Annotated in this window: 24 protein-coding genes; 12 read left to right on the top strand and 12 right to left on the bottom strand. The window is 64.7% G+C overall.

Translation table 11 applies throughout. The annotated features are described in order from the left end of the window. The first annotated feature begins 277 nt into the window (after positions 1 to 277). Both GTH33_RS16600 and GTH33_RS16605 read left to right on the top strand, forming a co-directional pair. Positions 278 to 2,185, top strand: a complete 1,908-nt coding sequence (locus tag GTH33_RS16600) for a ribonucleoside-diphosphate reductase subunit alpha (protein ID WP_163959351.1) — start codon at positions 278 to 280, stop codon at positions 2,183 to 2,185. Between the two features lie 143 nt (positions 2,186 to 2,328). Next, complete coding sequence (locus GTH33_RS16605) at positions 2,329 to 2,757, top strand: endonuclease domain-containing protein (RefSeq protein ID WP_163959352.1); 429 nt, start codon at positions 2,329 to 2,331, stop codon at positions 2,755 to 2,757. A 71-nt stretch (positions 2,758 to 2,828) separates the two neighbouring features. Here GTH33_RS16605 and GTH33_RS16610 read toward each other — a convergent pair whose 3' ends face one another. Continuing rightward, positions 2,829 to 3,080, bottom strand: coding sequence for a DUF2171 domain-containing protein (locus GTH33_RS16610; RefSeq protein WP_163959353.1), 252 nt, complete (start codon positions 3,078 to 3,080; stop codon positions 2,829 to 2,831). Between the two features lie 80 nt (positions 3,081 to 3,160). Here GTH33_RS16610 and GTH33_RS16615 point away from each other — a divergent pair, with 80 nt between their 5' ends. The 3 genes from GTH33_RS16615 to GTH33_RS16625 are packed head-to-tail and all read left to right on the top strand — an operon-like array spanning position 3,161 to position 4,615. Next, a complete protein-coding gene (locus GTH33_RS16615; RefSeq protein ID WP_163959354.1) occupies positions 3,161 to 3,361 on the top strand; it encodes a hypothetical protein in 201 nt (66 codons plus the stop codon). Continuing rightward, positions 3,358 to 3,537, top strand: coding sequence for a hypothetical protein (locus GTH33_RS16620; protein ID WP_163959355.1), 180 nt, complete (start codon positions 3,358 to 3,360; stop codon positions 3,535 to 3,537). Before GTH33_RS16615 ends, GTH33_RS16620 begins: the two co-directional genes overlap by 4 nt. Positions 3,538 to 3,553: 16 nt before the next feature. Continuing rightward, entirely contained in the window at positions 3,554 to 4,615 is a 1,062-nt protein-coding gene (locus GTH33_RS16625; protein ID WP_163959356.1) for a ribonucleotide-diphosphate reductase subunit beta, read from the top strand. A 2-nt stretch (positions 4,616 to 4,617) separates the two neighbouring features. On the opposite strand, the gene GTH33_RS16630 is transcribed toward GTH33_RS16625, so the two are convergent. Continuing rightward, on the bottom strand, positions 4,618 to 5,286 hold the full coding sequence (locus GTH33_RS16630) for a hypothetical protein (protein ID WP_163959357.1): 669 nt from the start codon (positions 5,284 to 5,286) through the stop codon (positions 4,618 to 4,620). Between the two features lie 558 nt (positions 5,287 to 5,844). After that, positions 5,845 to 6,270 carry an ExbD/TolR family protein gene (locus GTH33_RS16635; protein WP_163959358.1) on the bottom strand — a complete coding sequence of 142 codons (426 nt, stop codon included), beginning with the start codon at positions 6,268 to 6,270 and terminating at the stop codon, positions 5,845 to 5,847. A gap of 139 nt (positions 6,271 to 6,409) precedes the next feature. Here GTH33_RS16635 and GTH33_RS16640 point away from each other — a divergent pair, with 139 nt between their 5' ends. Continuing rightward, on the top strand, positions 6,410 to 6,613 hold the full coding sequence (locus GTH33_RS16640; protein WP_163959359.1) for a hypothetical protein: 204 nt from the start codon (positions 6,410 to 6,412) through the stop codon (positions 6,611 to 6,613). Between the two features lie 163 nt (positions 6,614 to 6,776). Next, entirely contained in the window at positions 6,777 to 7,370 is a 594-nt protein-coding gene (locus GTH33_RS16645) for a hypothetical protein (protein ID WP_163959360.1), read from the top strand. Between the two features lie 111 nt (positions 7,371 to 7,481). On the opposite strand, the gene GTH33_RS16650 is transcribed toward GTH33_RS16645, so the two are convergent. The 5 genes from GTH33_RS16650 to GTH33_RS16670 form a co-directional block, all read right to left on the bottom strand. Next, positions 7,482 to 7,820 (bottom strand): HNH endonuclease family protein, encoded by a 339-nt coding sequence (locus GTH33_RS16650; protein WP_208403892.1) that lies wholly within the window; start codon positions 7,818 to 7,820, stop codon positions 7,482 to 7,484. Between the two features lie 97 nt (positions 7,821 to 7,917). After that, the gene (locus GTH33_RS16655; RefSeq protein WP_163959361.1) at positions 7,918 to 8,571 is read right to left on the bottom strand and encodes an opacity protein; all 654 of its coding nucleotides are present in this window, start codon (positions 8,569 to 8,571) and stop codon (positions 7,918 to 7,920) included. 188 nt (positions 8,572 to 8,759) lie between these two features. After that, positions 8,760 to 9,395: a hypothetical protein gene (locus tag GTH33_RS16660; RefSeq protein WP_163959362.1), complete on the bottom strand. Its 636-nt coding sequence runs from the start codon at positions 9,393 to 9,395 to the stop codon at positions 8,760 to 8,762. A gap of 98 nt (positions 9,396 to 9,493) precedes the next feature. After that, positions 9,494 to 9,835: a DNA primase gene (locus GTH33_RS16665; RefSeq protein ID WP_163959363.1), complete on the bottom strand. Its 342-nt coding sequence runs from the start codon at positions 9,833 to 9,835 to the stop codon at positions 9,494 to 9,496. A 63-nt stretch (positions 9,836 to 9,898) separates the two neighbouring features. After that, positions 9,899 to 11,167 (bottom strand): multidrug effflux MFS transporter, encoded by a 1,269-nt coding sequence (locus GTH33_RS16670; protein ID WP_249054933.1) that lies wholly within the window; start codon positions 11,165 to 11,167, stop codon positions 9,899 to 9,901. Between the two features lie 115 nt (positions 11,168 to 11,282). On the opposite strand from GTH33_RS16670, the gene GTH33_RS16675 reads away from it, so the two are divergent. Next, positions 11,283 to 11,771: a hypothetical protein gene (locus GTH33_RS16675; protein WP_163959365.1), complete on the top strand. Its 489-nt coding sequence runs from the start codon at positions 11,283 to 11,285 to the stop codon at positions 11,769 to 11,771. Between the two features lie 8 nt (positions 11,772 to 11,779). On the opposite strand, the gene GTH33_RS16680 is transcribed toward GTH33_RS16675, so the two are convergent. Together GTH33_RS16680 and glnE are read right to left on the bottom strand one after the other, a co-directional pair. After that, positions 11,780 to 12,235 (bottom strand): peroxiredoxin, encoded by a 456-nt coding sequence (locus GTH33_RS16680; protein WP_163959366.1) that lies wholly within the window; start codon positions 12,233 to 12,235, stop codon positions 11,780 to 11,782. Then, complete coding sequence (gene glnE / locus GTH33_RS16685) at positions 12,228 to 14,894, bottom strand: bifunctional [glutamate--ammonia ligase]-adenylyl-L-tyrosine phosphorylase/[glutamate--ammonia-ligase] adenylyltransferase (RefSeq protein ID WP_163959367.1); 2,667 nt, start codon at positions 14,892 to 14,894, stop codon at positions 12,228 to 12,230. The genes GTH33_RS16680 and glnE overlap by 8 nt, the downstream gene beginning before the upstream one ends. Positions 14,895 to 14,953: 59 nt before the next feature. Between glnE and GTH33_RS17945 the strand changes: the two genes are divergently transcribed. After that, the gene (locus GTH33_RS17945; protein ID WP_166753066.1) at positions 14,954 to 15,124 is read left to right on the top strand and encodes a hypothetical protein; all 171 of its coding nucleotides are present in this window, start codon (positions 14,954 to 14,956) and stop codon (positions 15,122 to 15,124) included. Between the two features lie 14 nt (positions 15,125 to 15,138). Here the strand turns inward: GTH33_RS17945 and GTH33_RS16690 are convergent, their stop codons facing one another. Together GTH33_RS16690 and GTH33_RS16695 are read right to left on the bottom strand one after the other, a co-directional pair. Next, entirely contained in the window at positions 15,139 to 15,792 is a 654-nt protein-coding gene (locus GTH33_RS16690; protein ID WP_163959368.1) for a sigma-70 family RNA polymerase sigma factor, read from the bottom strand. 287 nt (positions 15,793 to 16,079) lie between these two features. Beyond that, positions 16,080 to 16,889: a response regulator gene (locus tag GTH33_RS16695; protein ID WP_163959369.1), complete on the bottom strand. Its 810-nt coding sequence runs from the start codon at positions 16,887 to 16,889 to the stop codon at positions 16,080 to 16,082. A gap of 243 nt (positions 16,890 to 17,132) precedes the next feature. Here GTH33_RS16695 and GTH33_RS16700 point away from each other — a divergent pair, with 243 nt between their 5' ends. The 3 genes from GTH33_RS16700 to GTH33_RS16710 all read left to right on the top strand — a co-directional run bounded on the left by GTH33_RS16700 (position 17,133) and on the right by GTH33_RS16710 (position 19,305). Continuing rightward, on the top strand, positions 17,133 to 17,303 hold the full coding sequence (locus GTH33_RS16700) for a NepR family anti-sigma factor (RefSeq protein WP_163959370.1): 171 nt from the start codon (positions 17,133 to 17,135) through the stop codon (positions 17,301 to 17,303). A gap of 8 nt (positions 17,304 to 17,311) precedes the next feature. After that, entirely contained in the window at positions 17,312 to 18,907 is a 1,596-nt protein-coding gene (locus tag GTH33_RS16705) for a sensor histidine kinase (protein WP_420877064.1), read from the top strand. 263 nt (positions 18,908 to 19,170) lie between these two features. After that, complete coding sequence (locus GTH33_RS16710) at positions 19,171 to 19,305, top strand: entericidin A/B family lipoprotein (RefSeq protein WP_163959371.1); 135 nt, start codon at positions 19,171 to 19,173, stop codon at positions 19,303 to 19,305. Positions 19,306 to 19,310 lie beyond the last annotated feature (5 nt).

A 19,310-nucleotide genomic window follows, 5' to 3' on the forward strand; every position in this document is an offset into this window, starting at 1 on the left:
ATCGCCGCGGTTACCATGCCGGCGAGGGAACGGCATCGCCCCCGCATCATTAACACCCTTGCCTGCCGGGCCGCTTTGCCACAATTTGTGGGGGTTGAGTTCGGGGGCGGACCCAATTGCTGGTAGTGAACGGAACGGGCACCCATATCGGACGTCGGTACGGGACACGCCGCGGCGACGCGATGTGCTCATTTTGTTCTCTCCGCTGGGCCGCCACGGTGGTATCATGGAAATGCGCCGCCGATTCGAACACTTAGAGAACGAAGGAGCGGTTTCGATGGACTTCAGGGACACGCAGGGTGATACGATGAGCGACACGATCGAAGCGACCACCACCAGCGCCGCCACGCAGGCCGTCGGCACCGGCAGCAAGGCCGTGCGTGCTCGCCCCTACCCGGTCGAGGTCGACCACAGCCGCGATGCACTGCTCACCGACTTCGGCAAGGAAACGCTGAACGATCGCTATCTGCTGCCCGGCGAAGGCTATCAGGACCTCTTCGTCCGGGTCGCGTCGGCCTATGCCGACGATGCCGCGCACGCCCAGCGCCTGTACGACTATATCTCGCGCCTGTGGTTCATGCCGGCGACGCCGGTGCTGTCGAACGGCGGCACGGGCCGCGGCCTGCCGATCAGCTGCTACCTCAATTCGGTGCCCGACAGCCTCAACGGCATCGTCGACACCTGGAACGAGAACGTCTGGCTGGCCAGCCGTGGCGGCGGCATCGGCACCTATTGGGGCAATGTGCGCGGTATCGGCGAACCGGTCGGCCTCAATGGCAAGACCAGCGGCATCATCCCCTTCGTCCGCGTCATGGACAGCCTGACCCTCGCGATCAGCCAGGGTTCCCTGCGCCGCGGTTCGGCCGCCTGCTATCTCGACATCAGCCACCCGGAGATCGAGGAGTTCCTCGAAATCCGCAAACCCTCGGGCGATTTCAACCGCAAGGCCTTGAACCTCCACCACGGCGTGCTCGTCACCGACGCCTTCATGGAAGCTGTCCGCAACGGACAGGAATGGCACCTGCGCAGCCCCAAGGACCAGGCGATCCGCGCGACGGTCGATGCACGCTCGCTGTTCCAGAAGCTGGTCGAGACCCGGCTGCAGACCGGCGAGCCCTATATCGTCTTCGCCGACCACGTAAATTCGAACATGCCCAAGCATCACCGCGAGCTGGGGCTGAAGGTTTCGACCTCGAACCTGTGCAGCGAGATCACGCTGCCGACCGGCGTCGACCACCTCGGCAACGACCGCACCGCGGTGTGCTGCCTGTCGAGCCTCAACCTCGAGACGTGGGACCAGTGGAAGGACGAAAAGGGCTTCATCGAGGACGTGATGCGTTTCCTCGACAACGTCCTCCAGGATTACATCGACCGCCACGAGCCGGGGATGGAGCGTGCCGCCTATAGCGCGGGCCGCGAACGCTCGGTCGGCTTGGGCGTGATGGGCTTCCACTCGTTCCTCCAGGCGCGCGGGCTGCCGTTCGAGGGCGCGATGGCCAAGTCGTGGAACCTGCGCATGTTCAAGCACATCAAGGGCCAAGCCGACGAAGCCTCGATGCAACTCGCGATCGAGCGCGGCCCCTGCCCCGATGCCGCCGACACCGGCGCGATGGAGCGGTTCAGCTGCAAGATGGCGATCGCGCCGACCGCGTCGATCAGCATCATCTGCGGCGGCACCAGCGCGTGCATCGAACCGATCCCGGCCAACATCTACACGCACAAGACGCTGTCGGGCAGCTTCTCGGTCAAGAACCCCTATCTCGAAAAGCTGCTCAACGAGAAATCGAAGAACAGCGAGGCGGTGTGGAGCTCGATCCTGGAACATGGCGGATCGGTCCAGCACCTCGACTTCCTCTCGACGGAGGAAAAGGACTGCTACAAGACCAGCTTCGAAATCGACCAGCGCTGGCTGCTCGAACTCGCCGGCGACCGCACGCCCTATATCGACCAGGCGCAGTCGCTGAACCTGTTCATCCCGGCGGACGTCGAGAAATGGGACCTGCTGATGCTCCACTTCCGCGCGTGGGAGCTCGGCATCAAGTCGCTTTATTACCTGCGCTCCAAGTCGGTGCAGCGCGCGGGCTTCGCAGGGTCCGGCGGGGTCGAGGCGGACAACACGATCAGCGCGCCGAAGTTCGAGATTGGCGAGACGACGGACTATGACGAATGTCTGGCGTGCCAGTAACGGGATAGGTCACCCTCACCCTCCCACCCGCTAACGCGGGCGGGCCCCTCCCTCTCCCGGAGGGAGAGGGGTAAGGTGACCACCAATCCCTCTCCCTCCGGGAGAGGGAGGGAGCCGCGCAGCGGCGGAAGGGTGAGGGTGACATGCGTCTGTATCAGGACCAGCCTTCGGGCACCGTCCAGCATGCGCGCACGCTTCGCAAGAACGCCCCGGAACCAGAACGCCGCCTGCTCCGCGCCCTCCGCGAATCCTTCCCGACCCTGAAATGGCGCCACCAGGCCCCAGTCGGCCCATATCGCGCCGACATCCTCTGCTTCGCCGAACGCCTCGTCATCGAGGTTGACGGCGACACCCACGCCACCGCCATCGAACACGACGGCATCCGCACCCGCTCCATCGAACGCCAAGGCTACCGAGTGATCCGCTTCGCCAACAATGACGTGATGACGAATCTGGAAGGCGTCATCGCACAAATCTCCTTCTCCCTTGGGGAGAAGGAAGGGGCCCGCACGGCAAAGCCGTGTGGGAAGGATGAGGGTGACCATGAACAGAAAAAGGGCGAGCTGGCATGAACCAACTCACCCTCACCCCGCGCCCTGACGGGCGCTCCCTCCCTCTCCCGTCGGGAGAGGGAAAGAACGGATCACTCCGCCTCGTCGAACATGTCGACGGCGTTCTGCGCGGTCGCGCTCAGCCGAACCGTGTCGCCCTCGATTTCCGCGACCAGGCCGGCGGGCAGGTAATGGTGCTTGCCGCCCTGCCCGTCCTGCGTGCTGGGCGAATCGTTCTTGGTCAGCTTGATGCGCTCGCCATCGACATGGTCGACGGTGCCGACATGGACGCCATCGGCGCCGATGACCTTCATATGCTCCTTGATGTTGCTATGATCGTGCATGCTACGTCTCCTGTGATGGGTTCGGGGGTGAAACGAGCCGACCCTGAATTGGATGCATCGCCGCGCGGGGCGCACCACTGATGCCGCTGCAAAGCCTCATCATGTTCATCGTCGCCGCGGTGTTCGGCGTCGTCGGCACCGGCCTGCTGCTCGCGCTGCGCCGTCCGCAACCGCCGGCACGCGTCTACGTCTATCGCATGGTCGGCATCATGGCGGTCAGCCTCGCCATCGTCCTCGCCTTTTCGGCCCACGCCATGTGGCGCTGGAGCGTGCAACCGTGAGCCGCGGCCCCGGTTTATACTGGATTGTATCCAGCCTATCGCTGTTTGGGACGCTGTTTCCCGATCTGTTGGCGCACGGCTTCCTGGACGATCGCCGGATCGTTCGCTGGATCGCCATACCAATGCTTATCGCCTCGACGACATTGCTCGTCAGTTTTTATACCCGCTGGTTTTAATCAAGGACGAAACCCCATGTCCCTCCTCCAAGCCTCCAAGCAGTACAAGCCGTTCGAATACCCCTGGGCGTTCGAATTCTGGAAGCGTCAGCAGCAGCTCCACTGGCTCCCCGAAGAGGTGCCGCTGGGCGAGGATTGCCGCGACTGGGCACAGAAGCTCAGCGACCACGAACGCAACCTCCTCACCCAGATCTTCCGCTTCTTCACGCAGGCGGACGTCGAGGTGCAGGATTGCTACCACGAGAAATACGGCCGCGTGTTTAAGCCGACCGAGATCAAGATGATGCTGACCGCGTTCAGCAACATGGAGACGGTGCACATCGCCGCCTACAGCCACCTGCTCGACACGATCGGCATGCCCGAGAGCGAATACGGCGCCTTCCTCGAATATGCCGAGATGAAGGAAAAGCATGACTACATGCAGAACTTCGGCGTCGACAGCGACGAGGACATCGCCCGCACGCTCGCCATGTTCGGCGGCTTCACCGAGGGCGTGCAGCTGTTCGCCAGCTTTGCGATGCTGATGAACTTCCCGCGCTTCAACAAGATGAAGGGCATGGGCCAGATCGTCACCTGGTCGATCCGCGACGAGAGCCTGCATTGCGAGGGCATCATCAAGATGTTCCACACCTTCTGTCAGGAGCGCCAGTGCCTGACCAAGGCGGTGAAGGACGACATCGCCGACGTCTGCCAGACGACGATCCGGCTCGAGGACAATTTCATCGACCTCGCGTTCGAGATGGGCCCGGTCAACGGCATGACGCCCAAGGAGATCAAGAAGTACATCCGCTACATCGCCGACTGGCGGATGGGGCAATTGGGCCTGAAGCCGATCTACATGATCGACGAACACCCCCTGCCCTGGCTCGCCCCGATGCTGAACGGCGTCGAGCACGCCAACTTCTTCGAACAGCGCGCCACCGAATATTCGAAGGCCGCGACCAAGGGCCAGTGGAACGACGTCTGGGATTCGTTCGACAAGCGCCAGAAGGCGAAGATCGTGCGGCCGACGGAGCAGGACCTGGGGCTGCTGGAGAGCGGCGACATGTTCTCGCGCGCTGGCGTGGCGGCGGAGTGATCCTACACTTCTTCCTCAAGAGCAATCTCCCGAAGAAGCTCTAAGTGCCTGATTAACCGACCATAAGACGCCGCTGTAATGTCCCCGATCAGCCTTAGCTCGGCTTTGCAATTTTGACCGAGCGGCAGTGTCATAACCTCTCCGACAGCCTCAACTTGGGAGTGCGTCGGAGAGGACATCGGCTCATCATGCGGCAAGTTAGCTGCTGGAGGTACTGAAATATCCCCTAGCAGGTTCATCTCCTGGCTGGTTTCGGGAAGGCTTCCGAGAGTATCTCGGATTGACCCGATGAATTCGTCTGCTCCTCCAGTTGAAAAGCCCTCAGCCCGAATGAGGAAAGACCGAATAGGCTCATCAGAACTAGGCAATTTCCCACCGAATTGGTTGGATATTTTTGCAAATAGCTCAGGTTTTAATGCCGCCTCACGAATCGCGTCTGATCTCTCCTGATCGTTCATTGGCTGAAGTATGCGCATAGCTAGGTCACTAACTGCTAGATCGCCACGCAAACCGTCCACCAGACCGTATTGCCGCAGCGCGCCTATTGCGCTCGCCGCCGCCCCGCCACCGCTACCTGCGTAGCCAATAACCTTCGCGGCGGTGTCTACATCCACTCTAGATTGATGAGCGCCGGAAAAAAGTTTCCTTGTCATATCAATGGCCTTTGCCAAGCTATGCCTAGGATACCGCGGGCTCCGCTTCATAATACCTACCCCTGCCACCAAGCTTCGTATCGAAGATGCGATGAAGCTTGTACCGGCTTATACCACCCCGCCCCCCAAACCACAACGTTCACCTTCTGGTCCAATCAAGCTGGAATAAGCCCGCGAGGACAAGCGTGTAGAGCGCAAATACCGCTTGCGTTCGTCGTTATGTGGTGAGATAAAAGCGTGGGGCCCGAATGCCGCTGTCCACAAGCGCGCGAATTCGGACCACCATCTCGCTAAAGAGGCCGGGCTTCCACCACCCGGCCTCGCCTTCATATATGGCTTTCCGGCTTTCGCAAATAGGGACGGCTTCTGGACCGCTTGTTCAGTGCAACCGAATGGCGGAGTTTCTAACTTGCTCGCCACCATCGCCCTAATTGTTGAGATAGCGTCTAAATTTGCGCCCTGTCCTAAAATCTAATAATGGACAGACGCTAAAGTGGGCCGCCGATAGCGGCAGAGGCAACCTTATTGCGGATGTAATGAGGCGCATCGTTCTTCTTCACTGGCGACCGCCTGCCCTCACTCCACCAACGCCTCATTCTCCGCGAACCCCAGCCGCGTGATCCCCGCGCGCTTCACCTCGCTGAGCACCTGATCGAAGCGCTCGTAGCGCGCCTCAGGGTCGGTGCGCATCACCAGCAGCGCCTTGCGGTCAGCGTCCAGCGCCTTGAACCGCGCCGGCATCGCCGCGTCGCTCAACACCACGCCGTCCCGCGTCACCCCGCCGTCGCGCGCCAGCACCAGCGGGTGCGTCACCGTTTCGCTCGGCGGGGCATAGCCCTGCGGCAGGTCGACCGGCACCTCGTGCAGCACCGTCGGCAGCGTCAGGATCATCATCACCAGCAACACCAGCATGACATCGATCAGCGGCGTGATGTTGAGGTCCGACAGCGGCGCATCGAAGGCCGGGCCGGTCGCGGGAGAGAAGGCACGCTTGCGTGGCATCGAACGTCTCCTGACGATGTAATGATATGGCATCACCTTTTGCGGCACACTGTCAACCCCGCCGGTGCCGCACGCCACCCCATCGCTTAACCGTGTTCCGACACCGCCCGACAACCATGACCCGCTATCCTCCACGGCCATGCTGCCCTCGCCCCGCATCTTTCGCAGCCGCTGGGCGGCGCTGCTCTGGGCCGGCGGCATTCTCTGGGCGGCGGTGGATATCGCCGGCTCCGCCAGCGGCGGCGATGCCGCGCATGGCAACGCCGCCACGATCACCGATGCTGCGGGAGAGGCCGCGAATGCCGACGATCTCGCCGCCGTCGCCAACCTGATCGGCGGCTAGATTCGCGAAGGTGCGGGCCGGTGTTGGATCGAAGCCCGCCGATCGCAATCGAAGATGCGCGCAACAGCCTGATCCGTCAGCCCTAACCGACGGACTGCGCCGCCGCCCTGTCCTACACGAACCCATATGGTTAGGTCGTGCGGCTCCTGACAGGAGACAAGCCATGACCGACACGCATTCCCCCGCTTCCGCCGACGACGCCACCGACGCTGTCACCGACCCGCTGCACGACTTCCAGCCGGTCGCCCTCGCCCGCCGCCACGACGGCTGGACCGCGAAACGCCAGCGGGAATTCCTCACCGTCCTGGCCGAAACCGGATCGATCGGCGCGGCCTGCGATGCGGTCGGCATGACGCCGCGTTCCGCCTACCGGTTGCGCGCGCATCCCCGCGGCCGCGCCTTTGCCATCGCGTGGGAACAGGCGCTCATGATGGCGGCACCGCGGTTGATGACGATCGCCTACGAACGCGCCATCAACGGCGTACCGCGCAGCGTGTGGAAGGACGACGTGCTGATCTCGGAAACGCGGGTGCCCTCGGATCGCCTGCTGATGTATCTGCTCACCCATCTGATGCCGCGCACGTTCGGCGGCATGGCGGTCAGCGCTCGCCGGTCCGATCTGCGCCAATATCATGCGCGCCATGAATTGCCCGTGAGCCTCGATGCGCTCGAGGATATCGCGCAGGCGGATTGCCCGGCCGAACTGCTCGGCGGGTCGGACTATGCCCCCACGCCGCCGCTGCCGGAGCGGGCCTGACGGCGCCCCCTCTCACAAGTGAGACTTTCGTGACTTTCGGCCCGGCCCGCCCCCACGGGCCCGGCCCCGACCCGCCATCGCCATCCCTCGCCTGCGAAGGGTAATGGCGGGTCAGCGGCCCCGCCGCGTCGGCGCGTGGAAATCGGGCGGCTTGTCGGCGATCCAGGCGGCGAAGCGGGCGATGCCCGGATGCGCCCGCAACGCCGCCGGATCGGCATAGCTGCGCGCCAGGTCGGCGTTGGGGATCAGCGCATGGACGGTGCGGTGGCAGATCGGATGGACGGCGGCGGTCACCCGCCCGCCCTCCGACTTGGGGACCAGGTGGTGCCACTCCATCTTCGACCCCAGCGCGCGGCCGCAAACCGGGCATGACGGCGGCGCCGTGGCATCGCGCGCCGCCCGCGCCGCCGCCTCCGCCAGTCCCGCCTTGCGCTTCACCCGTCCGACCATCACCGGGAATATAGGTGCCCCCAGCGGCGCTTAAACGCGAAAAGGGCGGGCCTGCCGAAGCAGACCCGCCCTCTCGGTCACCCTGACGGGCAATGGTTTAGAAGTGCGCGACCACACCCGCCATCGGGCGGAAGCTGTTCGCATCGTCGAACGTCGACACTTCCATGCGCAGGCGCAGGCCGGAATTGCCGGTGATGCCGCCCAGGCCGATGTCCTTCGGGCCGATCTCGGCGCCGATGCCATACACCGTGGCGTGATAGTCGCGGTTCAGGTCGCCGGTGACGCCGGGTGCGAACTTGTCGAAGTTGTTCCAGCGGTAACCGACCTTGCCGTAGAACAGGCCGCTGTCACCGGCGCGGAAGCCGAACCGGCCATAGGCGCCGTACTGCCAGTCGATATCGCCCGACACGCCCTTGGCGACGGAGCCCTCGGCACCGACGAACACCGGCCCCAGCGGCACGTTGACGCCGACGATGCCCTCGACCAGCGCGCCGTCCAGCTTGTAGCCGCGCGGCTGTGCGGGGATGCCGGCGACGGCCTCGCGGTCGAACTGCTCCCAGCCGCCCATCACGGCGACGTACGGCTCGATGCCGAACGCGCGGGTGCCATCCGGTGCCTTGGGGGCGGTGTCGACCTGCGCATCGGTGGCGACGGTGGTGTCGGTCGTGCCGGTGGTCGACATGTCCTGCGCGAAGGCGGGGACGGCAAAGGACGCGGCCGCAACGGCGGCCGCGAGGGCGAGCTTACGCATGTGAAAGTACCTTGTGTTGCCTCAACTCGGGTCGCGACGACGCATCGTCGATCGACCCAGGTCCGTCCAAACCCCGGGATTACGGCTTTGTTGCGCCGCGCCGTAGCTTTCGTCAGGAACCGACCAAGGTGTGGCATACACGCCACACTTCCTGTCACCAAGATGAACGAAACGGCGGAATTGCTGGGTCAGCGACCCGCGGTCACGGATGTGGCGGGGCGCGGCTTCATCTCGCTGCTGCGAATGCGCCAGGCATGGGCGTGCGGATCGTCGCTCTCGATCCCGTCGGCGGCCTTGTGCAGGATCACCGATCCTTCCAGTCGGAACGGCCCGCCGGATGCCAGCGTACCGGTGACGACGACCGGCACCGTGATGTACCGCTGGCCCGCCCCGGCATCCTCGTCGAAGGGCGTGCCGATGGTCGCCTTGTACGTGGCATATTTGCCGAAACTCCCGGCGAAGGCCGCCTCCGTCATGCCCGACGCCTTGCCGTTCTCGTCCCACAACGCCCACGCCTCGGCATAGCGTCTTGCGGCCAGCGCATCGGTATAGCGCTGGACCACATGCGCCGGCGTCGCATCGTCGGATATGGGCGCTGCCATCGGCATTCCGGTCGGCCCCCGCGTGGCGGTGGCCGATGGTGTCGGCGCCGCGTCATGACGCTCCGGCCCGGCTGCATAATTGGCGATGTCGGACTGCGCGCGCGATGCAGCGGCGGCGACGTCCACGCTGTTTTCGGCAGTGCCTGCTCTGGAACACCCGCTCGCCGCCAGCGCTATGCCAAGGCCAAGGACCGGCAGGATCGAGGATCTGGGAAGGCGCATGGTGTTGTTCCGATACACAGGAAGGCAGCACGAACGCCGCCCCTCCCGCATCGTTCCGTCCGCGGACACGGGGGAATGCCCGTATCCGCGGGGTTCGTTCACGGCCGCAGGGCGGTGTCGTCGGTGTCCTTGATCTCTTCGTCGTCGGTCGTGCCGGCGTCGAAATCGTCCTGGGCGTCGTCCTCGTCCATGTCGTCTTCGTCCATGGTGACACTGGCGTCGCTTTCGCCGACCTCTTCCGAATCCATGTCGACGTCGTCGATCGATTCATCCTCGATATCGTCGTCGCCGAGGTCGGGGTTGAGGTCGGTCAGCACCGTGCCGTCGCTGGGGCCGTTGCGCGTCGCCTCCAGGATCTCGGCGCGCTGGCTCTCGTCATAGCCCTCTTCGTCATACCCGTCGTCGCCCGAGCCATGGCCCATGACCTGATGTCCACCCATTGCAACCTCCATATGTGTGAGGTGCGAACGGCGGGACCGGGATGGCGGTTCCCCGCCGCTGCGTCAGGCCGACCGGAACAGGCGACCGCGCTCGGTCACCAGCACGACAGTCAGCGCGACCGCGCCGCAGATCAGGAACCCCGCCGCCAGCGGTGCGGTACTCCCGTCGAACGCCTGCCCGATGATCACGCCGACGACCGCGCCGAAGGTGACGCTGGTGAAGCCCTGCACGCTCGATGCGGTGCCGGCGATCCCGCCCATGTTCTCCATCGCCATCGACGAGAAGTTCGATGTCGCAAGGCCGAAGCAGCCCATCGTCAGCGCCTGCAGGACGACGAAGCCGGCCAACGTCTCGTATCCCGACAGCGCGATGCCCAGGTGGATCGCGCTCAGCACCACCAGTGCGGTCACCGCGCTATGGCTGATGAGGCGCGTCCCCAGCCGCATCACCAGCCGCGCGTTGGTCAGGTTCGCCGCCGCCATCAGCATCGCCGTCAGCGCGAACATCACCGCCAGCAATTTGGGCCGTTCGAACGTGTCGAACATGATCTGCTGCACCGAATTCAGATAGCCGTACAGCGCGCCCATCAGCGACGTCGAGGCGAGCGTGTAGCCCAGCGACCACCGATCGCTCAGCGTCTGCTTCCACCCCGCCGCGATGCGCGCGATCGACAGCGGCTGCTGCGCCTCGGCACGCAGCGTCTCCGGCATGCGGATGAAGAACCACGTCCAGATACCGATGCTCAGCGCACCCACCACCCAGAAGATGCCGCGCCAGTTCGCGAACAGCAGCACCGTCTGTCCGAATGCCGGCGCCAGCACCGGCACGATCATGAACACCATGAACGCGATCGACATCACTCGCGCCATCGGCCGGCCATGGTAACAGTCGCGCACCATCGCCACCGTCGCGACGCGGGTCGCCGCCACCATCGCGCCGCCGAACACCCGTGCGGCGAGCAAAAGGGTAAAGCTGCCCGCGATGGCGCAGGCGACGTTGGCGACGGCATAGCCGCCGATCGCCCACAGCAGCACCGTCCGTCGCCCGAAGCGATCGGCCAGCGGCCCGTGGACCAGCTGCGCGATGCCGAAGCCGAGAACGAAGGCGGTGATGATGAACTGCCGCTGGTTTTCGGTCGCGACCCCCAATGCCGTCCCGATCGCGGGCAGCGCCGGCAACATCGAATCGATGCCGAGCGCCGCGAGCGACATCAGCGCTGCGACCAGCGCGACGAATTCGACGAACCCGATCGGTGCGCCGGCAGGACCGGCAGCAGCGAGCGGATCGGCGCCGGTGTCGACCGGCGCAGCAGGTGTGTTCAGGGTTTTCACGATGGCCTCCCCTACCGATTTCCGGCGGCGTCCGGAACCCCGCTTGAACGATCCCGCTGCCGCGCCTACGTGTGTTGGCACATCAATACACACCGCTATGCAAGGAGATGCCCCGATGACGCGCGCCATCCTTCTCGCCGCAGCCCTGGCGCTGCCGCTCGCCGCCTGCGACCGCGCCGGGGACGGTACGTCCGTCTCGATCAATGCCGATGGCGGCAACACGGTCGGCTCGATCGACGGCAAGTCGGGCGAGGTGAAGGTCGACGTTCCCGGCTTCTCGGGACAGTTCAAGCTGCCCAAGATCCAGCTCGACGCCACCGATTTCGACCTGAACGGCGTCCGGCTATATCCGGGATCGACGATCGATACCGTCAACATGGCGACGGCCGGCAAGGACGGCGGCCTGCGCCTCGCCTTCACCAGTCCGGGCAGCGCGGATCAGGTTCGCACCTGGTTCCAGGAACGGCTCGGCAAGGCGGGCTTCACCATCCGGCAGGATGGCCAGGGGCTGACCGGCACGACCGAGGACGACAAGCCCTTCCGGCTCGAACTGACCGGCGATGGCAGCACGAAGGCGAAGGGGACGATCGTGCTCGGCAGCTGATCGCAGCGCTACAGGCCGTGCACCGCTTCCAGCACGGCGGCGGCATGACCCGGCACGCGGACCTTGCGCCACGCCTTCGCCAGCCGTCCATCGGCGCCGAACAGGAACGTCGCCCGCTCGATCCCCATGTACGTCTTGCCGTACATCTGCTTTTCGCCCCAAACCCCGAACGCATCGCAGGCGCTGCCGTCCGCGTCGCTCGCCAGGCTGACGGTCAGGTCATGCTTGGCGATGAACTTGCCGTGGCTCGCGGGGGTATCCTTGCTGATCCCCATCAGGCTGGCACCGGCCGCGGCGAATTGCTCGGCGAGCGCCGAAAAGTCCTGCGCCTCGCGGGTGCAGCCGGACGTATCGTCCTTGGGATAGAAATAGATTACCGCCGGCAGAGGCAGGTCGGAAAGCCAAACCGGCGTGCCGTCAGGCAGCGTGACCGTCACCGCGGGAATCGTCGCACCGTCATCCATTCGTCTCTCCTGTCATCGCGGCCCAGGCGGCCTGCACCTCCTGCCGGGTGCTTGCAAAGGCGGCAAGCACGGCGTCCCAATCGTCGCGCCGCAGCACCTGCGCGATCAGCGCGCGGGTCGCTGGCGGCGGCTCCGCCGCATCGGGCGCGACGAGCCGCAGCGTCACCAGCAGGCGGGTCAGCAGATCATGCGCGGACGCCAACGCCGGCGGCAGCAACCCGGCCGCGATCAACGTGGCGATCGCCGTGTCCAGCTGAGGCGTAAAGCCGGTGCGATGCCGCAACTGCGTCAGGTGGACCGCGAACTCCAGATCGACCAGGCCGCCCGGCAGCAATTTGGCATCCAGCGGCCCGGCGGGCGGCTTATGCCGCGCCATGTCGCTGCGCATGCCCGCCGCCTCGACGACCAGGTCGCGATCCGGCCGGGTACCGCCCAGCACGTCCGCGATGACCGCCGCCGCCGCCGCCCGCGCGTTGGCGGAACCGAACACGGGCCGGGCGCGCGTCAGCGCCATATGTTCCCATGTCCATGCCTCCTCCCGCTGATAGCGCGCAAACGAATCCAGCGACACCACCAGCGGCCCCTGCGTGCCCGAGGGGCGCAGGCGCGTATCGACCGCATATAGCGGACCGGCAGCCGTCGCCACCGACAGCGCCGCGGTGATCCGCTGCGCCAGCCGGTTGTAATAGAGCGTCGCCCCCAACGGCTTGGCGCCATCCGATTCCGCGGCAAAGCTGCCGGTGAACAGATAGACCAGGTCGAGATCGCTGGCATGGGTCAGCGCGCCACCACCAAGGCGGCCGAAGGCGAGGATGACCAGCTCGCTGTCCGCCAAGCGACCATGCGTCTCGACGAAACCTGCGATCGTCGCTTCGGCAAGTACCTCGATCGCTGCCTCCGCAAGACGCGAATAGCCGGCTGCCGCAGCCAGGGGATCGGCAACCCCGGCGACCACCTGCGATCCAAGTGCGAACCGTTTCTCCCCGACCAATCGACGGACATGGTCGAGCAGCGCCTGGTAATCGCGCGGGTCGCCGCCGCGCATCTCTGTCGCCAGATCACCGACGCTGCCCAGTGGCTCGAACGCGCTCGCATCGATGAGCCAGTCGATCAGTTCCGGCCGCACCGCCAACGCATCGGCGAGCGGTGCGGCGTGGCTGAGGATCGTCGCCAACAAGGACGCCAGCCCCGGCCGCGCCTCCAGCAGCCGCAGGATATTGATCGCGCTCGACAACCGCTCCAGCAGATGGTCGAGGCGCAGCAACGCTGCCGCCGGATCGGGCGCGCCGGCCAGGGCGGGCATCAGCACCGGCAGCACCGCTTCCAGCGCCGCGCGTGCGGCCGGGCTTCGCAAGGCATTGTACCGGCCGGTTCGCCAATCCGCGATCCGCGCGGCGGCCACATCGCCATCGCCGAACCCGGCTTCGGTCAGCCATCGGCCCAGTGCGCGTGCATCGTGCGGCAGGCCAGCCGGTCGTCCCTCGTCCAGCGCATCGTAAATGGCCCCTGCCCGCTCGACCGGCGTTCGCAACATCGCCACCAACGCCTCGCCATCCGAAACCCCATGCAGCCGTGCGACGCGGTCCAGGGCATCGCCCACAGGTAGCGTGTGCGTCTGGCGATCATCGATCATCTGAACGCGATGCTCGATCGTGCGCAGCAACGTATAGGAATCGGTGAGGGCCGCCGCATGGTCTTCCTCGATCCACCCGGCGGCCGATAACTGGGCCAACGCATCACGGGTCGCCGGCGCCCGCAGAGCAGGGTCGCGCCCACCGTGGATCAATTGATGGATTTGGGCGAAGAACTCAGCCTCGCGAATGCCTCCCCGCCCACGCTTCAGATCGAAACCGGGGCCGAATGCCTGCCCGCTCGCATAATGGTCGCGAATTCGCCGGGATAGGTCGCGGATCTCGCCGATCGCACCGAAATCCAGGCCACGACGCCACACGAATGGTCGGATGGAATCGAGGAAATAGCGGCCTAACGTCACATCGCCCGCCGCTGCCCGCGCCCGGATGAACGCCGCCCGTTCCCATGCCAGCGCCTGCGATTCGTAATAAGCGATCGCGCCCTCCACCGGCAGCGCGATCGGCGTCACCTCCGGCGATGGCCGCAGTCTCAGGTCGACGCGCAGGACATAGCCATCGCCATCCCTGGCCTGCAGCAACTCGACCACGCGCTTGCCGATCCGGACCGCGGCTTCCTCCGGCTCCTCGCGGCTGCGATGCGGCAGCGTCTTAGGGTCGAAGATCAGGATCGGGTCGATGTCCGAGGAATAGTTGAGTTCGCGGCTACCTTGCTTGCCCAGCGCGATCGCCGCAAAGCCCCGCGGCTCTGCCCCCGGCGTACGCTCCTCGATCGCAGCCCGGATCGCCCGATCCAGCGCACGATCCGCGAAATCGCTCAGCGCATGGGTCACTGCGGTCAGGTCCATCGCACCGGCGAGGTCGCCGATCGCCACGGTCAGCGCGAGCGCCCTTCGGTCCATCCGCAAACGCCGGGCAATCGGCATGTCGGCGGTGGCGCTGGTAAAGCTCGTATCGAAATTGCCCGTCGCCAGCCGCTCCGCGAGCACCGGTTCCCGGTCCAGCAGCAGCGCCAGAAAGGGAGCCTCGGTTCGCGCCCGCGCCAGCGCGCCGGTCACATCCGGCAACATTCCCGCGCCCTGCGACGGGACGGGCGCAACATTTTGGGTAACCGGTCGTTGGACACAACATGGTCACCGACGAGCATCATTTGGGAAAGGCAAAGCACGGCGACTATGTCGTGCGCACGCCACGTCCCGCCGATGCTCTCGGGCTGTCGTTGCGCGGTGTGTTCCATGACTCGCCATTGCCGGACGATTTGCTGATGCTGTTGCGGCGCCTGGATCGGATTACCCACTAACGACCGCCGCGGCGTTATCGGCCGCGGCTCAGTTCGTCGACCTCGCCCATGATCGTATCGAGGGCGGTCTTGTTGACGTCGGTCTCGTGTTCGCGCCGCGACGGCAGCGATCCGTCACTCAAGATATTCTCGAGCGCGACACGGCCACGGGCTACCCGGCTCTTGATCGTGCCGACCGCCACCTGACAGATTTCCGCAGCTTCCTCGTACGCGAAACCGCCGGCGCCCACCAGGATGAGCGCTTCGCGCTGCGGCTGCGGCAGATGCAGCAGCGCACGCTGCATGTCCCCAAGCTCGACGTGGCGATCCTGACTCGCGGGGGCTGCCAATATCCGATCGGCGACCAGATCGTCCCATTCGCCCTTGAAGCGCGCGCGACGCATCTGCGACAAATAAAGGTTGCGCAGAATGATGAAGGTCCACGCCCGCATGTTCGTGCCAGCCTGGAATCGCTGACGCGCCGCCCACGCCTTCAGCAACGTCTCCTGCACCAGATCGTCCGCCAGATCGCGGCTGCCGGACAGCGACCTGCCGAACGCGCGCAGATGGGGGATAACTTGCGCAAGCTGTTTCTTGAATTCGGGATCGGATAGCGCGACGTGTTCGACGGGCTCGATCGGCGCGTCGTCGTCTTCGTAATCATCGTCACGCGAAGCGGGCTGGGTCATGCAAATCCGTTCGAAGCCGGGGACATCGTTGCCGCCTGAGGCGTCAAGATAAGGGTCCTCGCCGGCGAAAGCCAGTGGAGCGTCAAAGACGCTGCGTTATCGCAGAATGAGGAACGCGAAGATCGCGATGATGAGCACAAGCGAGATCCCCAGAATGTAACGCGTCATCCCTGGCGTCGCGCCCGCACGGGCTTCGGTGGTGGTCACATGCACTGTTTCGTTTGGATCAGCCATGATCGTCAAACCCCCGAAGTCCGTTTTGGGTCCGTAACTTTATTGGCGTCCGGTCATGCCACCGCGGCCGGAATGGTCGCCTCGTCGAAGAACAGTGCCTGGCTGATCGCCGCCTTGACCGTCGATCGCTGGAACGGCTTGGTAATGAGGAACGTCGGCTCGGGACGCTCGCCGGTCAGCAGGCGCTCCGGGAATGCGGTGATGAAGATCACCGGCACTTCGAATTCGGCCAGGATGTCCTTGACCGCATCGATGCCCGAACTGTCGTCGGCCAGTTGGATGTCTGCCAGTACCAGACCCGGACGATCTTCCATCGCAAGCGCGACGGCTTCATCGCGCGTGACGGCTACGCCGGTGACTTCATGACCCAGGTCGCGAACGATCGTCTCGATATCCATCGCGATGATCGGCTCGTCCTCGATGATGAGCACGCGGGCGCGGGTCTGCTTCTCGATCTCCGCCAGCGCTTCGCCGACCAGCGTTTCGACCTCGCTGGTATCGACCTCGATCAGATACGCCGCGTCCTCAGGCGTGAACCCTTCCATCGCGGTCAGCAACAACGCCTGCCGCGACAGGGGCGTCATCCGTGCCAGGCGGGCGCGGGCAACGGCTTCCGTACCCTCGGCATCGCTTTGCGACGTCTGCTCCTCACCGTCCATGTTCGCCGACGACCAGATGCCCTGGAACATGCGATACAGACCCAGGCGGGGGTCGACGTCGCGCGGAAACTGATCGGGGGCCGCGACGATCGCCTCCAGCGTGGCGCGAACATATTTGTCGCCCTGATGCTGGCTGCCGGTCAGGGCCCGGCCGTAGCGCCGCAAGAAAGGTAGATGCGGTGCGAGTTGCTGTCCAAGCGACATGGGTGGTGTTCACTCCCTGAGATACTGAGCGGACGCCTGATCTGTGCCTACGTCCGCGGCTTTGCAACGGTGTTTGTCGAAGAACCCACCCGCCCCCCGGGGACATGCGGAATTTTCGCGCGTCGATGGAACCAACGAACGCGACTTTGGTTTCATCGGCGATTGAATGGGCAAACCGCTTTCACGAAAGCGGTCCCATAAGCGTTGCGTTGATGCCCGAACATGCCGGGCCACCAGGGGGACATGTTGGAATTGCCCAGCGATAAGGTCACGAAAACGTCTTCCAAGAAATCTCCTGCCAAGGTTCAGAGCAAGGATCGCGACATGGGCGCGGCGTTGCGCTCTGCTTATCAGCGGACGGTGGACGAGAACGTTCCGGATGATTTGCTCGACCTGCTGAACAAGCTCGCTTAGCAGGGGGCATGGCCTCCACGCTCGACGCCGCCTCTTCCTCCACCCGACGCGCAGCCATGGCTCCCGTGTCAGCGCTGTCGCGCCTGCCCACCGGCGCCAAGTTATTCATCATCTTGAGCGTCGCGCTGCTGCTGCTGGCGCTGATCGCGATCGGTGCGACGCTGCAGACCGGACGCACGGCAGATGCCGAAGCGCGTGCCCGTTTGCGGATTGCCGCGAATGAAAGCGCCAGGAGTATCGCGATCGAATTGATCGGCGACATGACGGCGTTGCGCGTGGCGGTGAACGCCTTGCGGCAGGACCCTGCCGATGCGCCCAGTTGTGCCCGCGCTCAGGGCGTATTTGCACAGCAAGCGACGACCGGCACGCGCTTCTCCATCGTGGATCGAAACGGGCGGTTGCTGTGCGGCGATGCGTTCGATGCCAATCCCCCGGTCGATTCCGGCACGGCAGTGGCGGCAGCGGTGTTACCGGACAAGGGGCTTGTGCTGACCGTGGCCGGCCCCCGCCGCGGCCCAAGTGCTCGCGTTTTCTTTCCACAGATGTTCCTAGCCCGCCTCGCCGCGCCCGCTAGCCGCGCCATGCCGCTCGCCAGTGCGCTGGTCCATGACGACGAGGCGCTGCAGCTCGCCACGATCCCGGATCTTGGGCCCTTGGACCGTATCGAAACCGTCGAAACGGACCTTGGCCTTGGCGGGTTGGCGCTGCGCACCAGTATCCGCAGCGCGCCGATCACCTCGTCGTTCCTGGTCGCCCTGATGTTGCCGCTGTTGATGTGGGCGGCCGCGGCGGGGCTGTCGTGGTTTATCGTCGATCGGCTGCTGATCCGCCCCCTGCGCCTTTTGCGGGCCAGCGTGGCGTCATACACGCCGGGCGAGGTCATCGATCCGGGCAAACTTGGCCCGTTGCCGGCGCAGGAAATCCGCGAACTGGGGGATACCTTCCGTGCGATCAGCCGCACGGTGGCATTGCACGAAGCCGGTCTGGCCGAAGCGGTAGTGCGTCAAACCAAGCTTACTCGCGAAGTTCACCACCGCGTCAAGAACAACCTCCAGGTCATCTCCAGCCTCATCAACTTTCACGCACGCGGCGCGCCCAGTCCCGATGCAACGGCCGCTTATGCCTCGATCCAGCGCCGCGTAGACGCTCTCGCTGTCGTTCATCGAAATCATTTTGCCGAGATGGAAGACAATCGCGGCCTCAATTTACGCTCGGTCATCGGAGAGCTATCCTCCAACATCCGAGCGACGGCTCCCGATGGCTCGACAAGCCTGTCGATCGCCCTCGACATCGATCCTTATATGGTGAACCAGGATGTGGCGGTTGCGGTTGCGTTTCTTGTAACCGAACTCATCGAGCTAGCGATGAACAGCGACTCCGCTGCGCAAATCCGGGTAGCCGTGAAGCCGGGAGTCGATGATAGGAAAGCCAAGTTCCGTGTCGTCTCACGGGCTTTCGTCGAGAGCGAAACACTGGAGCAGCTGCTTTCGACGCGCTATCGGCGTGTGATCGAAGGGCTGTCTCGACAGCTTCGCGCGCCATTGCATCACGATCCGATGACGGGAGCATATGAGATCGCGGTCACCGTCCTCGGGCGCGACTGAGGCGAATAAAAGTCGGTGAAGTCCGCAACAGTGGGAACTCACTTCGCATTGCCGAGTTCTTGCTTTGGATCGCGGTCTTATGCCCCCCCCGCTCTCGCGATCCACGACATAGGCCCGAAAGCATTCCCCCCGGCAGTGTTTTCGGGCCTTTTGCTGTAAATCGACAGGCCTAGCCTGCGAGATCAGCGGCAACGAGTTCCGCACCCGGAACGAATATAGAGCCGAGACATTACATTCCGGACGTTCACGCTAAAGGAGGTTCTATGCGTAAGGTTTTCGGCATGATCATCGTGGCTGGCGCGCTCATGGTCAGCGCCTGCAATACCGTCGAAGGCGTCGGTAAGGACGTGAGTTCGGCAGGCAGCACCGTCGCAAAGACCGCCGACCACGCAAAATAATCACT

This window comes from Sphingomonas insulae, assembly GCF_010450875.1.
GTDB classification, from domain to species: domain Bacteria; phylum Pseudomonadota; class Alphaproteobacteria; order Sphingomonadales; family Sphingomonadaceae; genus Sphingomonas; species Sphingomonas insulae.